Source organism: Phenylobacterium sp., from assembly GCF_030679875.1.
In the GTDB taxonomy this organism is placed as follows: Bacteria; Pseudomonadota; Alphaproteobacteria; order Caulobacterales; family Caulobacteraceae; genus Phenylobacterium.
Map to the genome: position 1 here is coordinate 1 of NZ_JAUXSP010000032.1, position 14,970 is coordinate 14,970.

Annotated in this window: 16 protein-coding genes; 7 read left to right on the plus strand and 9 right to left on the minus strand. The window is 67.1% G+C overall.

Annotated features, from left to right (window positions below):
* Together Q8K84_RS16965 and Q8K84_RS16970 are read left to right on the plus strand one after the other, a co-directional pair.
* A partial coding sequence (locus tag Q8K84_RS16965; protein ID WP_305283931.1) for a hypothetical protein occupies positions 1-341 on the plus strand: 341 nt, incomplete at its 5' end.
* 128 nt (positions 342-469) lie between these two features.
* Entirely contained in the window at positions 470-910 is a 441-nt protein-coding gene (locus Q8K84_RS16970; RefSeq protein ID WP_305283932.1) for an Rrf2 family transcriptional regulator, read from the plus strand.
* Here the strand turns inward: Q8K84_RS16970 and Q8K84_RS16975 are convergent.
* From Q8K84_RS16975 to Q8K84_RS16985, 3 genes are all read right to left on the minus strand, one after another.
* Positions 850-1,449: a GNAT family N-acetyltransferase gene (locus Q8K84_RS16975; protein WP_305283933.1), complete on the minus strand. Its 600-nt coding sequence runs from the start codon at positions 1,447-1,449 to the stop codon at positions 850-852. The genes Q8K84_RS16970 and Q8K84_RS16975 overlap by 61 nt on opposite strands.
* 34 nt (positions 1,450-1,483) lie before the next feature.
* Positions 1,484-1,912 (minus strand): CBS domain-containing protein, encoded by a 429-nt coding sequence (locus Q8K84_RS16980; protein WP_305283934.1) that lies wholly within the window; start codon positions 1,910-1,912, stop codon positions 1,484-1,486.
* Between the two features lie 65 nt (positions 1,913-1,977).
* On the minus strand, positions 1,978-2,661 hold the full coding sequence (locus Q8K84_RS16985; protein WP_305283935.1) for a rhomboid family intramembrane serine protease: 684 nt from the start codon (positions 2,659-2,661) through the stop codon (positions 1,978-1,980).
* Positions 2,662-2,809: 148 nt separating this feature from the next.
* Here Q8K84_RS16985 and hfaA point away from each other — a divergent pair, with 148 nt between their 5' ends.
* The 4 genes from hfaA (at position 2,810) to Q8K84_RS17005 (ending at position 8,392) form a co-directional block, all read left to right on the plus strand.
* Positions 2,810-3,247, plus strand: coding sequence for a holdfast anchoring protein HfaA (hfaA, locus tag Q8K84_RS16990; protein WP_305283936.1), 438 nt, complete (start codon positions 2,810-2,812; stop codon positions 3,245-3,247).
* Positions 3,237-4,241: a holdfast anchoring protein HfaB gene (gene hfaB, locus Q8K84_RS16995; RefSeq protein WP_305283938.1), complete on the plus strand. Its 1,005-nt coding sequence runs from the start codon at positions 3,237-3,239 to the stop codon at positions 4,239-4,241. Before hfaA ends, hfaB begins: the two co-directional genes overlap by 11 nt.
* The gene (hfaD, locus tag Q8K84_RS17000; protein ID WP_305283939.1) at positions 4,171-5,409 is read left to right on the plus strand and encodes a holdfast anchor protein HfaD; all 1,239 of its coding nucleotides are present in this window, start codon (positions 4,171-4,173) and stop codon (positions 5,407-5,409) included. The genes hfaB and hfaD overlap by 71 nt, the downstream gene beginning before the upstream one ends.
* A gap of 97 nt (positions 5,410-5,506) precedes the next feature.
* On the plus strand, positions 5,507-8,392 hold the full coding sequence (locus Q8K84_RS17005) for a pitrilysin family protein (protein ID WP_305283940.1): 2,886 nt from the start codon (positions 5,507-5,509) through the stop codon (positions 8,390-8,392).
* An 11-nt stretch (positions 8,393-8,403) separates the two neighbouring features.
* Here the strand turns inward: Q8K84_RS17005 and Q8K84_RS17010 are convergent, their stop codons facing one another.
* Positions 8,404-9,291: a hypothetical protein gene (locus Q8K84_RS17010; protein WP_305283941.1), complete on the minus strand. Its 888-nt coding sequence runs from the start codon at positions 9,289-9,291 to the stop codon at positions 8,404-8,406.
* Between the two features lie 174 nt (positions 9,292-9,465).
* On the opposite strand from Q8K84_RS17010, the gene Q8K84_RS17015 reads away from it, so the two are divergent.
* Positions 9,466-10,011 carry a PAS domain-containing protein gene (locus tag Q8K84_RS17015; protein ID WP_305284014.1) on the plus strand — a complete coding sequence of 182 codons (546 nt, stop codon included), beginning with the start codon at positions 9,466-9,468 and terminating at the stop codon, positions 10,009-10,011.
* Positions 10,012-10,029: 18 nt separating this feature from the next.
* Here the strand turns inward: Q8K84_RS17015 and Q8K84_RS17020 are convergent, their stop codons facing one another.
* From Q8K84_RS17020 to Q8K84_RS17040, 5 genes are all read right to left on the minus strand, one after another.
* On the minus strand, positions 10,030-10,785 hold the full coding sequence (locus Q8K84_RS17020; protein WP_305283942.1) for a sulfite exporter TauE/SafE family protein: 756 nt from the start codon (positions 10,783-10,785) through the stop codon (positions 10,030-10,032).
* A gap of 13 nt (positions 10,786-10,798) precedes the next feature.
* Positions 10,799-11,224: a nucleoside diphosphate kinase regulator gene (gene rnk, locus Q8K84_RS17025; RefSeq protein WP_305283943.1), complete on the minus strand. Its 426-nt coding sequence runs from the start codon at positions 11,222-11,224 to the stop codon at positions 10,799-10,801.
* 224 nt (positions 11,225-11,448) lie between these two features.
* Positions 11,449-12,399: an aldo/keto reductase gene (locus Q8K84_RS17030; RefSeq protein ID WP_305283944.1), complete on the minus strand. Its 951-nt coding sequence runs from the start codon at positions 12,397-12,399 to the stop codon at positions 11,449-11,451.
* Between the two features lie 25 nt (positions 12,400-12,424).
* Positions 12,425-14,083, minus strand: coding sequence for a choline dehydrogenase (locus Q8K84_RS17035; protein WP_305283945.1), 1,659 nt, complete (start codon positions 14,081-14,083; stop codon positions 12,425-12,427).
* 61 nt (positions 14,084-14,144) lie between these two features.
* Complete coding sequence (locus Q8K84_RS17040; RefSeq protein WP_305283947.1) at positions 14,145-14,927, minus strand: enoyl-CoA hydratase-related protein; 783 nt, start codon at positions 14,925-14,927, stop codon at positions 14,145-14,147.
* Positions 14,928-14,970 lie beyond the last annotated feature (43 nt).

Consider the following 14,970-nt stretch of genomic DNA (forward strand, 5'->3'; position numbering starts at 1 on the left):
ATCGCCAGAACACCGCCGCCTGCGTTTCTCTTTCCAATTCAACAATGTCAAAGACCAAAACCGGCTTCCGCCAGCCCCGCCAACCAATCCGTCGGCGGCGAGGAGCGGCGTATCTAGTCGCCACCCCGAAGTGTGTCAATCGATCCTTTCGGACTTTTCTGCGTTACTTTCCCGAGGGAATTTGGCGCAAAAATCACTTCGGGCCGCCGAGGGGCTGCCCTCATTTGTCCGCAGCGATTCGATTGAAGGACCGGAACCTAGCCACCGGTGAAGAAAAGGTCAAGAGCCTTTCGGCCATCACCTGTTTCCGCCCGGCGCTGTGTCCAGAGGTCGTTATCTAGGTGGCAGGACCGGCGGAGTCAATGCACGCCTCCCCTGCCCTCGCCGCTCGCCAAGCATCACAGCGGCTTGCCCCACAGGCTTCCTACTCCCTATGAGGGAGAGGCGCACGGGGAGGCGCGGGTCCTAGATGCTGTCGCAGAAGACAAGATACGCCCTTCGGGCCCTGGTGGAGTTAGCCCGGGTTGAAGGCGCTCAGCTGACCTCCGGCGAACTCGCCCTGCGCGCCGACGCCCCGCGAAAGTTCCTGGAAGCCATCCTTCTTGAGCTCTCGCGCCATCGCCTCGTGGTGAGCCGGCGGGGAAAGTTCGGGGGCTATACCTTGGCCAGGCCCGCCAGCGACATCGCCTTCGCCGAGGTGATTCGGGTGATCGAGGGCCCCCTCGCCCTTGCCCCCTGCGTCAGCCGGACGGCGTTTCGCAAGTGCGATGACTGTACAGATCTCGCCACCTGCACCCTGCGCGAGGCCCTCCTGCGGGCCCGGGACGCCACCGCCAGCGTCCTTGAAGGCTATAGTCTGGCTGACGCAGCCGCCGGCTCCGGGGGCGAAGTGTTCCGGCCCGCGCCCTGAGGCGCGTCGAGGACTCCGGTGATCTGGAGCCAGGGGGGCTCGGGGCTGGAATTGCGGACGATGCGCATCCCCAGGCGGCGCATCACGGCGATCGAGGCGACATTGTCGTACTCGGTCCCCGCCAGGATTCGCTGCAGTTCCAGGGCTTCGAACATCCAGGCGCTGAGGAGCCGGGCGGCGCCGGTGGCCAGTCCACGCCCCTGCCAGGCCGGCCTCAGGGCCCAGAACATGCCGACCTCGGCGCTCCGCCGCGCCAGGGGGTCATCTCCCAAGCCGGGCAGACGGCCAAAGGGCTCCAGCCGCGGGACAATGCCGATCAGACCGGCGAACTGACCCTGCGCATCACAGATGACGCGATCGCCATAGGGGGGTTGGTGAAGGGCCGCCAGTTGCTGGTCATTGCGCACTGACCAGTCCAGCCAGTCTCGGCGCAGCGCCAGATTTTCGGCCTCATTCCGGGCCGGGTCGTTCCACGCGATCTCCTGATAGAGGCGGTGGCAACATTCCAGGTCGCCTGGCTGCAGAGGGCGAATACTCACCCCCTGCCCCGTCAGAGGCGGCCCGGTCACGACATCACCCGGCGGCGATATAGGCCTTCAGGCCGTCGGCTTCGGCCACGACCTCAGAGATCTTATGCTTCACCAGGTCGCCGATGGAGACAATGCCGAGCAGCTTGTCGTCCTGGCAGACTGGCAGGTGGCGCACCCGCCGATCGGTCATTCGCTCCAGGAGCGCATCGACCGTTTCCCCCGGCGCCGCAAACAGAACGTCACACGTCATGCAACCGGAGGTCGGCTTGTCCAGGGCCGAAGCCCCCTGCTCAGCAACGATTCGCACCACGTCACGCTCAGAGACGATTCCTACCACCCGGCCGCCATCCACGACCACGAGCGCGCCAACCCGGCGGGAATGCAACAGGGCTGACACCGCACTGACGGTATCGGAGGGCGTCACGGTGAAGACCAGGTCACCCTTGGTCTTCAGGATCTGGGACACAAGCATAGGTCGTTTTCTCCCTCATCCCCTAGGCGAGCAGCCTGTCGCATAACGCGGGTCCTGGCAATCGCTCACATCGGGGGATCAGAAGGTGGCGCGTCCTGCGGCGCGCTCACAGGCGGCTCTGGGGAAACACGACGGGCGAGGCCCGCCGCCGGGCCAGCCAGGAGAAGCCCCGCCAGGAAGCCGGCGATGTGGGCCTCCCAGGCCACGGCGCCCTCCAGGCCTGGCGCAAACCCCAGTACGGCGACCACCAGGTTCAACCCGATCCAGGCCGCGCTCATGAACAGGACGCGGGAGTCCAGCAGGGGCGCCAGGCGGCCAGCCCCGGCCAGTATCCGGGTCGCTCCGCCGATGAGGCCGAACACCGCCCCCGAGGCGCCGACCAGCAGGATCTCTTCGCCGGGGTGCAGCTTGGCGAAGGCGAGGTTGGCCAGGACCCCACAGGCGAGATAGTAGCCCAGGAAGATCAGGGCCCCCTGCGGCCTGAGGCCAAACAGCCGCGCGACCGGGCTGCCAAAGGCCAGGGCGCCGGCGGCGTTCATCGCCGCATGGACCCAGCCCCCATGCACAAAGAGCGCGGTGACCAGGCCGATGCGCGCGCCGGCCTCATAGCCAGCCGGCGAGAAACCAAACCGGCGATAGGCCTCATCTCCGATCAGGAGCGCCTGCAGAATGTAGGCGCCCAAGATGGCGCCGACCATGACCATGGCTGGCCAGGGAGCCTTGAAGATCGGCTCGCGGTGATCCGACAAAAAAACGTCCTCCTGCGGCGTTCAGGGCAATACGGCCTCAGCCTTAACGAAATCGCGAGGGTTAGGCCTCTTAGATGGCGCTGCGTCCAAGTCTGGCGCGTGGTTTGCTTAACGAACCCCGCGCCCTGTCCCCGGAGTTCGCCAACAAATGGCTCTCGTCACCCCCGCACAGCCCGCCGCCTGGCTCGCCGCCATCCTCGTCGGAGCCTTCTGCGCGAGCGCCGCCCAAGCGCAGCAGATGACCACCAACTCAGCAGATTTCAACGCCGGGTGGGGCCGTTACGCCGGCAGCGAGAACCAGCCTGTCAATATTTCGACCCGCGACGCGAACGGCAATCGGGTCATTGTTGACGGCCTGATCCTCACCGGAGAGGACCAGTCCTCCTTCAGCCGATCCTCGGGATCGGCCGACGCCTATGCCGGGGTCGGCGCAAGCGCTGGCGGCGCCAGCGCCATCGGCAATAACCTCGTGGTGGTGACCCAGGGCAATTACAATACGGTCATCGTCAATTCGAGCCAGGTGAACAACGGCGCCGTCTCAGCCGGAACCCAGATGACGTCCGGCGGGGTGGGTGATGCCCAGTAAATCCGCCCTGCGGCTCAGCGGCGCGGTAAGCGCCATCGCCCTGACGCTCTCGGCCTGCGCCACCCCCGTGGCCGGACCCGGCGGCAACTACAGCCGACCGATCGGCAGCGCGCCGGTGACAGCCAATCCGACCCCCTATTCAACCGCCTTGGTCTGCCTTGCCGGCTATGCCCGCACCTCGAACCTGACGGCGCCGCGGATCGCCGTCGGCCGCATCGCCGACTACACCGGCAAGACCGAGTCGGACGGGAGCGGGCGCAAGATCACCCAGGGCGCCTCACTGATGGCGATGTCGGCCTTCGCCAAGGCGGGCATGCCGCTGGTCGAGCGGTTCGACACCTCAGTGTCGGAGCTGGAGCTGAAATACGCCAACAACAAGCTGATCTCCGACCAGCCCAACGCCGCGCCCAACATGCCCGCGGAGTACCGCAGGATTCTGTCGGGTCAGGTGCCCGGGTCGGACTTCTATGTGGCCGGCGGTCTGACGGAGCTGAACTTCAACATCCGCTCGTCAGGGTTCGACGTCGGCGCGGGCGATCCTGACCCTCAGGATCTGAAGGGGAATATCCGCGGTCGGCTGTTCATCATGAACATCGGCCTCGACCTGCGGCTGATCAACACCCGCACGCTGGAGGTGGTCGATGTCATCTCCTACCAGAAGCAGGTCATTGGCCGTGAAGTCGGCGTCGGTCTGTTCGACTTCCTGGGGGGCAACGTGTTCGACGTCTCCGCAGGCACCGGCGCGCTTGAGCCAATGCAGCTGGCGGTCCGTTCGCTGGTGGAGCGGGCGGTGATCGAGATGAGCGCCAACCTCTACGGCATGCCCGGTCCTCAGGCCTGTCTGACCTCCGACCCCCTGGGCGGGAGCACGGTGGGGACCACCGGAGCCTATGTCCCGGCCTACAACAATCTGGGGACCAACAATGCGCAGACTCGCCAAGATCCTAATCGCTGGAACGTCAACCGCGATCCTGACGTCCGCGGTCGCTACTAGCCAGACCTACGACAGCGTCATCGTCAGCGACCAGGTGCAGACCGGCGACATTTTCGCCGGCCAGACCCTCGACGTCGTCGAAATCACCGAAGCGACCACGGCGGTCACAACGGCGACCGGCGCGGCGTTCAATGGTTCGGCTGACAGCGTGACGCTGGACGTGCGCGCCAACCAGAACCTTCAGGCCAATGTCACGGCCGACACCCGCCTCAATGCGGCGGTCAGCTCGGGCGCATCAACCAGCCTGACGACGACGGCCACCGGGGTCACCAGCGAGTCCAACATCTATGGGGGCACGCTGACCGGCGTCTACAACCAGCAGACCGGGCCGGGGCGGATCTACAGCCATAGCCATGTGGAGGCCCCGGACGCCGAGACGGGCGATGTCACCGCCTCGACTGAGGCCATCGGGATCCACCAGGGCTTTGGCGCGAGTTACAGCGTCATTGGCGCCCGGGTGAACCAGACCAACCAGGCTGACGTGGTCGCCGACGGCGGTGGCACCTACGGCTATGTGGAAGGTGCGGCGACCTTTGTCGGCGCGGCCACCGGCGCGAACGTCACCAGCTCCGGCGCTGGGGGTTCTGGCGAGCGCTACATCATCAACCAGACCAATGCCGCAGCGCTGACCCAGGCGAGCCAGTTCACCGCGCACGGCAACGCCTATCTCAGCACCACAAGCGCCACGGCCAGCGGCGGAAACATCAACCTCTACAATGAGGGCGGTTTGCTGGACGTGACCAGCGACCAGAGCAACCAGGCCTATGTGCGGGCCCAGACTGGGGCGTCGGCCTACCAGTTCGGTTCGGCCGCCAGCATCGCCTACGGGGTCGGCAACTCGTTCCTGGCCGGCAATTTTGGATCCGAAACTCTCATTGACGCCGTGCAGCTGAATGACGGCGGCGGGGTCGAGGTCATCGCCGATTTCACCGGCGCCGAGGGCTATGACGCCACGGCCAACGCCACAGCTATCGGCAATGCGGCCACCGGCTATGTCTGCAGCGATTGCGAGGGGCGACTGGTGGCCACGAGCCAGCAGGTGAACAACGCCGATGTGGGCGCCTCGACCTCGGTCACCGTGACCGGGTACGCCCGCTCGGCCACCGGCGTGGCCACCGCGGTAGGCAACACCGCCACCTACTATGTGAGCCGTCCCACCGGACACTAGCCGCCGCCCCTGTCGGGCGACCGCCGCCATCGCGCCTTGCCCTCGCCTCATCACGCGGCGATGGTGACGCCTGTTCTGGTGTTCTGCGGACGTCTCAATGATCGGTTTCTCCCGGGCGGCGCTTGCCCTCTCCGCCGCCCTCGCCCTTGCTGGGTTCGCCGGCGCAGCGCCCCTAGACTCCCAGCCCGCCCCCCTATCAAGCGCGGACGCGTCCCAGCTCAGTCGAGCCCCAGCCCTGGCTCCAGGGCAGTGGCCGCAGGCCCTGGTCGATGTCGCGCCGGACCCTGAGGTCCGATTCGGAGCCCTGCCCAACGGCATGCGCTACGCGCTCCGCCGCCAGACCATCCCCGAGGGCCAGGCCGCCCTGCGTCTGCGGATCGACGCCGGCTCCCTGATGGAGGCGGATGACCAGCTGGGCCTGGCCCATTTCCTCGAGCACATGGCGTTCAACGGCTCGAAGGCCGTTCCGGAAGGGGAGATGGTCAAGATTCTCGAGCGGCTGGGGCTGGCCTTCGGCGCCGACACCAATGCGTCCACGGGGTTTGATGAGACCATCTACAAGCTCGACCTGCCCCGAACCGACGCCGAGACCGTGTCCACCAGCCTGATGCTGCTGCGCGAAACGGCGATGAATCTGCTGATCGAGCAGGCCGCCGTCGACCGCGAGCGCGGCATCATCCTGTCCGAAGAGCGGGCCCGGGACACGCCCCCCTACCGCATCTACCAGAACCGCTTGGCCTTCCTGCTGAAGGATCAGCGCCTGAACGACCGCTATCCTATCGGCGAGGTGGAGATACTCCGCACCGCCCCGGCCACGCGGATTCGTGACTTCTACGAGACCTATTACCGGCCCGAACGGACCCTGCTGGTGGCCGCGGGCGACTTTGACCTCGACGCTATGGAAGCGCAGATCATCGAGGCCTTCGGCGCCTGGAGCGTCACTGGCGACGGCGAACAGGACCCTGACCTTGGGGCGGTGCGCCCCCGGGGCCTGGAGGCCAAGGTGGCCGTGGAGCCTGGCGTGCAGGCGGCCCTGCAGATGGCCTGGATCCGCCCCCCGGATCTCAGCGCAGACTCAGAGGCCCGTCGCCAGGCCGACCTGATCGAGCAGCTGGGCTTTTCGGTCCTGAACCGCCGCCTGTCTGCCCTGTCGCGGGCGGCCGACCCGCCCTTCCTGGGCGCCGGCGCCTTCGTGAATGATGAGTTTGGCGCGGCCGAGACCACCAGCATTCTGGCCAACGCCCAGGAGGGACGCTGGCGCGAAGCGCTGAGCGCCATTGAGGCTGAGCAGCGTCGCGCCGTGCAGCATGGTGTGAGGCAGGACGAGCTAGATCGGGAAATCGCCGAATATCGCGCTCGCCTGCAGGCCAGCGTCGCCGGCGCCGCCACGCGGCGGCCCTCGACCCTGGCTCAGCAGATTCTTGGAGCCACAGCCGAGGACAGGGTCGTGACCAGTCCTGCTCAGGATCTTGCCCTGTTCGACGCCGCCGTGGATGGGCTGGAGGCGGCCACGGTCTCGCGCGCCCTCGCCGAAGCGTTCGAGGGCCAGGGCCCGTTGATCTTCCAGGCCAGCCCGTCGCCGGTCGAAGGGGGCGAAGCTGCGGTGATCGCCGCCTATGAAGCCGCCCGCGAGCGTCCTGTCGGCGCACCGGCCGCCCTGACCCAACTGGAATGGCCCTACAGAACCTTTGGGACGCCCGGAAAGGTGGCTGAGACCCGTGAGATCGCTGACCTGGACACCGTCTTTGTGCGCTTCGAAAACGGCGTGCGGCTGACGGTCAAGCCGACACGGTTCCAGGACGACCAGATCCTGGTCTCCATCAATGTGGGCGATGGCCTGCAAAGCCTTCCCAGGGACACACAAAGTCTGGCCTGGGCCGCCCAGGCCTTCGCCGAGGGCGGACTTGGCCAGATCACGGCCGAGGATATGGAGCGTGTCCTGGCCTCGCGGGTCTATGGCGCGCGCCTTCGGGTGAGCGACGAGGCCTTCACACTCTCAGGATCGACCCGTCCCGAGGACCTGGACGTTCAGTTGGAAGTGCTTAGCGCCTATCTCACCGACCCGGCCTGGCGCGGGGAAGCCTTCGCCAGAATTCAGGCGGCCGGCGCCACCATTCACGAACAGTATGAGGCCACCGCCAGCGGCGTTCTGTCCCGCGATCTGGCGGGGCTGCTGCACTCTGGCGACCGCCGATGGACGTTTCCGACCAAGGCGGAAATCGCTGAGGCCCGTCTCGCCGATCTTCAAGGGCAACTGGCCGCTCCGCTGGACGAGGCCCCCATTGAGGTGGTCATCGTCGGAGACACCACGGTGGAAAAGGCGACCGAGGCCGTCGCCCGGACCCTGGGCGCCCTCCCCCCGCGCCCTGATTCCGCCACGCCCTCAAACGTCGCCGGCGTCGAGTTCCCAGCGGCCTCGTCCCAACCGCTCCGCCGCACCCACAAGGGCCGCGCGGACCAGTCCATTGGCTATGTGGCCTGGCCCAGCACCGACTTCTTCGCGGACCCGCAGGGCGCTCGCGAGGCCGCCATCCTGGGAGAGATCCTGCGACTGCGGCTGACCGAAGAACTCCGCGAGAGCCAGGGCGCCACCTACTCGCCCTCGGTCAACTACAACCATTCCTATGTGTGGGCAGGCTGGGGCTACATGTCGGCCAGCGTCGAAATCCCGCCTGCCGGGCTGGACGCCTTTTTCGCCGACGTGGCGAAGATCGCGGACGATCTTCGCACCACGCTGGTTGAGACCGATGAGTTGGAACGGGCCCGGCAGCCGCGGCTGGAGCGGATCGCCCGCGCCCGCGTCACCAACGACTACTGGCTCAGCGAGCTATCAGGGGGTCAGGCAGATCCCCGTCGCCTGGAGGCGATCCGCGCCGCGATCCCGGGCGCCGAACGCGTCACCGCCCAGGACGTGCAGAGGGCCGCCCAGCGCATCCTGCGCGCCGAGGCGGGGTGGAAGATCGAGGTCGTGCCGGAGGAGTGAGGTCCTTCGGCCTAGTAGACCGTGCCGCCGACGCCACCATCGAGGCTGAGCGCCATGGAGGATGACGACTCGCTGATTTCTTCTTCCTCGCGATAGGCGGTGTAGGTTTCAGTGGTCACCATGGTCAGGATCTTCACCCCGGCGCCGAAGCGACGCAGCAAAGACCGCTCGTGACAGTCGCGGGCCGCCTTCTGGGGCCGGCAGGTCACCTGGCCGCCAGGGGCGTGATAGAGCGCCTCGCCCTTGGCGCAGACCAGGGTCTTGCCGCCGGAAAAATCCACCTGGCCGGAGAACTCGGCGATGGTCACCTGCAGCCGCGCCCCGGCCACACAGCGATAGAGTTCGCCGTCGAAGATGTCGCGAACGTCGCGCTCAGGAAACAGCTGGGCGGCCGGATGGGGGGTCTGGCGGTCGTCAATGCAGACAGCCTGGATCACGACCCGGCGGGTGGCTGAGCGGCTCGCCTCATAGGCGGTGCGCTTCATGCGGCGCGCGCCTTCGACGTTGAGCCCCTGGATCAGGCCAGTGGCGACCGGGGGCGAATAGTAGCCGCCGCCTCCACCACCGCCATAATAGACCGCCGCGCCGCCGCCAGCTCCGGCCGCAGCTCCAGCCCGGGCCGAGGCGTTCACCGTCGCGCTGGCGTTGACCACCACGGTCGGCGCGACCACGACATTGACGCTCGGGACCTTCACCCCGTGTCCGGGGGGCGCACAGCAGGGCGGTTTCGATGGGGGCGGAGGGGGCGGGGGCGGCTTGCAGCAGGGCGGTGGCGGCGGCGTGCAGCAGGGCGGCGGCGGCGGCGTACAGCACGCTTCAGCGCGCTCCGGGGCCGCACCGGCCAACAGGAACAGGCCAAGCCCGAGGGTCAAGCCAAGCAGGGTCTTTTGCGGCGCCATTCCGGCCTCCAACTCAATACTGACGAGCCCTGCAACTTCTGGGCCGCAAAATCCCGTCTCAGGGGTCCCGCGACCCGCCTGTCCCGGATGGAGACAGAGGCGGCCTAGCCCGAATCCTTCTGCAAGCCCCATGCGGTCAATCTCGGCCGCATTGGGAGCCGCGCAGCGATGTCGATGTGCCATCCAAACACAGAACGGTTGATAGACTATTGGCGAACGCGGGCTCGTCCTGGCGCGCCGCCGCCACGTACGTCGATCAGCCCGGCTGATTTCGCCGACCTGTTGCCCCAGGTCGTCATGCTCGGCCGCGTCTGCTCAGGCATCTATCCGATCCGTCTGGCGGGCGGTCTGGTGACCGAACTGCATCAGCGCGACCTGCGCCAGCAGAACGCGCTCTCATTGTTCGGGGCCAAGGACCGCATGGATCTCCAGACCGCCCTGGAGATGGCGCGGCGCCGTCCGGAGCCCATCGTGGTCACGGCCAAGGCCCATGCCGAGGGCGTGGCCATCGGCATGGAAATGCTGTTCGCGCCCCTGGCTGGCCCCGAAGATGGGCCGGACCGGTTCCTCGGCCTCTATCAGCCCCTGGCCATGGTGGCCCGACTGCGGGAGAAGCCGGTGCTCAGCTTCTCACTTGAGGATATCCGTAAGGGCGGCCCGGCCAATGAGGAGGCCCCACGCCTGCGGCTGGCGGCCATCGACGGCCGTCGCATCGCCTGATCCCGAGACCTGGGGGCCTCAGCCAGGCCCGAGGGCCTTCCAAACCAGTTGCACGCCCACCAGGATCATCAGCACATAGATGGCGGTGTAAAAGCGCTCCGCTTTGATCCGGCGCACCATCCACACTCCGGCGAAGGTGGAGGCGATGGCCAGCGGGGCCAGCACTGCGGCCGTCATCAGATTTTGAGCCGTGAACTGGCCGAGCGCCAGATAGGCCGGGACCTTGATCCAGTTGATCACGGCAAAGAAGATCGCCGTCGTGCCCACCAGCACCGGCGGCGACAGATTTTTGGGCAGCACCCACATCTGGAAGGGCGGCTGGCCCGCATGGGCGATCTGGCTGGTGAAACCCGACGCCGCCCCCAACAGCGCGCCCAAGGCCAGCGGCGCATCCTTGGGCGCCTGCATCCCGCCACCCCTCGCCAACCACAGGCGATGAAGGGCGAAAACGATGCTGATCGCGCCCAGGGTCGCCAGGACTGCGGTGGTCGAGACCCGGGCGGCCAGCAGATAGCCCAGGACGATGCCCACCACCGCCGAGGGGATCATCAGGACCAGGATCGCCCGGTCCCAGCTGCGGCGGAACGCCCATACCCCCACCACGTCCTGCAGGATCAGGACGGGCAGCAGGATGGCGGCGGCCTGGACCGGCGAGATGGCCAGCGCCAGCAGCGGCAGGGAGATCGCCCCCACCCCGGCGAACCCGCCCTTGGCCAGGCCCAGCAGGATCACCGCCGGAATGGCCAGGGCATAGAAGACGGGATCGGTCAGCACGGGTGGTTCACCCTCAAACCGCGAGTTCCGGGGTGTCGGCCCGCCGCACGCTGACGACGCGCAGTTCGCGCTCATGGCCTTCCCGGTCAGGCCACTGGATTGACTGGCCCGGCTGCAGGCCGAGCAGGCCCGCGCCCACGGGGGTCAGGATCGAAATCCTCCCGGCGGAGATGTCCGCCTCGGCCGGATAAACCAAGGTTACGACGCGGGACTCCGCATGGGCCTGATCCACAAATTCAACCCGCGCGCCCATGCCGACGATGTCTCCGGGCGTCTCATCGTCGGGGCGGACCTCGGCGCGTTCTACCTCTTCCAGCAAGAGGCGGGAAACCTCAGGCGACCTCTGCTGGGCGCTCAGCGCCAGGTCGGTGATGCGGTCTGCATCGGTTTCGCTCAGGATGATGTTGGGCCGCGAGGGGGCCGGGGACGAAGCTGACATTGAGGATATCCGGAAACGACGAATGGAGCGGGAGGCCGGAACGGCCTGACGCTCGTCCCGGAATTCAGAGGTGCGGAAATGACCCCGGACTTGGCTGACGCGCAGCACAAGCCCGGGGCTGGAAGCCTGCCGCGAGGTCCTTCCCCCGGATCCGGATCCGATCTGCACGTACGCTCAACATGGGGTCAGCAAGCCCACCAAGCCCCGATGAAGTCAACAGAGGCTCAGTCCGCCGCGCTCGCGGCGTCCAGCGCCTTGTGATCCTCGGCGTTCAGCGAGAGTTCGGCCGCGCCCATCAGCTCCTGCAGCTGGACCACGCTGGTGGCGCTGGCGATGGGAGCGGTCAGCCCCGGCTGGGCCATGACCCAGGCCAAAGCCACCTGAGCCGGGGTTGCGCCGTGGCCGCCGGCCACCTCGTCCAAGGCGGCCAGAATCCGCATGCCCCGGGGGGTCATGTACTTCTTGGCCCCGCCGCCGCGGGGACTTTTGCCCAGATCGGCTTCAGAGCGGTACTTGCCCGTCAGGAAGCCGCTGGCCAGACCATAGAAGGGGATCACACCGATCTGCTCGTCGATGCAGAGCTGTTGCAGCGCGCCCTCAAATCCCGCCCGGTCATAGAGGTTGTAAAGCGGCTGCTCGCTTTCGTAGCGCGGCGCGCCCACGCCCTTTGCAGCATCGACGGCCGATTTCAGCCGTTCGGCGGTGAAGTTGGACGAGCCCACCACCCGAACCTTGCCCGCCTTGATCAGTCGGCCATAGGCCTCCGCCGTTTCAGCCAACGGCGTATCAGCGTCGTCCCGGTGGGATTGATAGAGGTCGATATAGTCGGTCTTCAGGCGCTTGAGCGAGGCCTCCACCGCCTGCTCGATATAGGCCGCCGACAGGCCCTTCATCCCCTCGCCCATCTCCATGCCGACCTTGGTGGCGAGCACGATCTTGTCGCGCTGGCCGCCCTGGGCGAGCCAGTTTCCGATCACCGTCTCCGAAGCTCCCGCCCCGGCCGGCGACCAGCGCGAATAGACATCGGCGGTGTCGACGGCGTTGAACCCGGCGTCCACAAAGGCGTCGAGGATCGAGAAGGAGGTCTTCTCATCGGCCGTCCAGCCAAAGACGTTGGTCCCCAGCATCAGCGGGGCGATCTTCAGGTCCGAACGTCCCAGTCTGCGCAGCTGCATGAGCGGCCTCCTTCTCGATGTCTGATCAGGCGGCTTGCTGGCCGTCTGCGTAAACCGGCGCGTCTTCCGCCGGCAGGGCCGCGCGCCCAAGGATCATATCCGAAGCCTTCTCGGCGATCATGATGGTCGGCGCATTTGTGTTTCCGCCAACCAGGGTCGGCATGACCGAGGCGTCAATGACCCGCAGGCCGCTCAGGCCCCGGACCTTCAGCTCGGCGTCGACCACCGCCATGGCGTCCCCGTCGGCGCCCATCTTACAGGTGCCCACCGGATGGTAGATGGTTTCAGACGTGCGGCGGATCCAGGCGTCGATCTCCTCGTCGCTCTGGACGGACTCGCCCGGCGAGAACTCTGCGCCGCGGTAGGCGTCCAGCGCGCTCTGGCGGGCGACCTCGCGCATCATCTTGACCCCTTCGCGGATCGCGCGGCGATCCTCCTCGGTGGCCAGGTAGTTGGCGAAGATGGCCGGATGATCCATCGGGTCGGCCGAGCGCAGGCCCACGCGGCCGCGGCTCTCAGGCCGCAGCTGGCAGACGTGGAAGGTGAAGCCGTCCTTGGCCACGGACACCTTGCCGTGGTCCTGCATGATGGCCAGCACGCAGTGGATCTGCAGATCCGGCCGATCGAGATCCGGCCGCGAGCGCAGGAAGGCGCCCGATTCCAGGAACTGCTGGCGGCCCGGACCCTTGTTGAAGAACATGTAGTTCATGCCCACGCCCAGGGTCTTGATCAGGCCCTTGCGCATGGAATAGGCGGTGATCGGCAGCGGACATTCCCAGGACAGGGTCACGTCCAGATGGTCCTGCAGATTGGCGCCGACCCCTTTCAGCTCATGCACCGTGGCGATGCCATGAGCGGCCAGCTCTTCGGAGTCGCCAATGCCCGAGAGCTGCAGGATCTGTGGCGACTGGACCGCGCCGGCGCAGAGCAGGACCTCGGCATTGGCGTGGACGATGGTCTTGGCCTTGGTCTTGTCGTCCATGTACTCGACGCCGACGGCCCGTCCGTCCTCGATGACGATGCGAGTGGTCCGGGCCCCGGTGAGGCAGGTCAGGTTCGGCCGCTTCAGGGCCGGATGAAGGTAGCCGCGTGCGGCGCTCCAGCGCTGGCCGTCATGGACGGTAAGCTGATAGGGGCCCCAGCCTTCCTGTTGGAAGCCGTTGAAATCCTTGGTGATCGGATGGCCTGCCTGACGGCCGGCCTCGATGGTGGCGGCATAGATCGGATTGGGCGACGAGGCCTTGGAGACCTTCAGCGGGCCTTCACCCCCGTGCCAGGCGTCGCCGCCGCCCTCCAGGGCCTCCGAACGTTTGAAGTAGGGCAGCACCTCGGCGTAGGACCAGCCCGTCAGGCCCATCTGGCGCCACTGGTCATAGTCCCGGGCGTGGCCGCGGATATAGATCATGCCATTGATCGAAGACGAACCACCCCAGCCACGGCCCCTGGGCCACCAGAGCTTGCGGTCGTTCAGGTTCGGCTCGGCCTCGGTCCAGAAGCCCCAGTTGTGCGGCCCCTCCTTGCCGATCAGCCCGCCGACCCCGGCCGGCATCTTGACCATGATGGAGTTGTCGCGCCCGCCCGCCTCCAGCAGCAGCACCTTGGTGGCCGGGTTCTCGCTGAGCCGGTTGGCGAGCACGCAGCCCGCCGAGCCCGCGCCGATGATGATGTAGTCGTACCGGTCCATGTGACCGCCCTCCCCTGAACGCGTCTTATTTGAGCTTTCGCCCGACCTTGAACTTGTGGGCCTAGCGGCCCTTCCACTGCGGCGGACGCTTCTGGGCGAAGGCCATCGGCCCTTCCTTGAAGTCCTCGGACCGCAGCATGGCTGAAATGGCCGGATAGCGCATCTGCGCGGCCATGGCCGCCTGCAGGGTGGGCTCATCCAGTCCCTTGAACACGGCCTCCTTGGAGGCCCGGATCGACATGGGCGACAGTTCGCAGATCTGCGCGGCCCAGCGGCGGGCCGCAGTCATCAGGTCTGCGGCCGGAACCACCTCATTGACGAAACCCAGCTCGCGGCCCTCGGCGGCGCTCACCCGCCGGCCGGTGAGGATCATGCCCATGGCCTGCTTCTGGCCGATCTGGCGGGGCAGCCGGTGCAGGCCGCCAGCCAGGGCGGCCAGGCCCACCCGGGGCTCGGGCAGGGCGAAGGTGGCGGTCTCGGCGGCGATGATCAGGTCGCAGGCCAGGGCGATCTCGAAGCCCCCGCCCATGGCCACCCCATTGACCGCCGCGATCAGAGGTTTCGCCAGGTCGAACCGCTCGGTGAGGCCGGCGAAACCCGAGGCCGGCAGGCCCATGCCGCCGCCTGTCGCCTGGTGCTTGAGGTCGTTGCCGGCGGAAAAGGCGCGCTCGCCCGCTCCGGTGACAATCGCCACCCACTGGTCGGGATCGGCGGCGAAGGCGTCAAAGGCGTCGTGCAGCTCGTGATGGGCCGGCGAATGCAGGGCGTTCATCACCTCTGGCCGGTTCAGCGTGACCACCGTCACCGGTCCGTCCCGCTCCACTGCGATGAATTCGTAGGCCATGGCGTCCTCCCGTCGTCTTTGGAAGAACCTTCCCCAGGGCGCC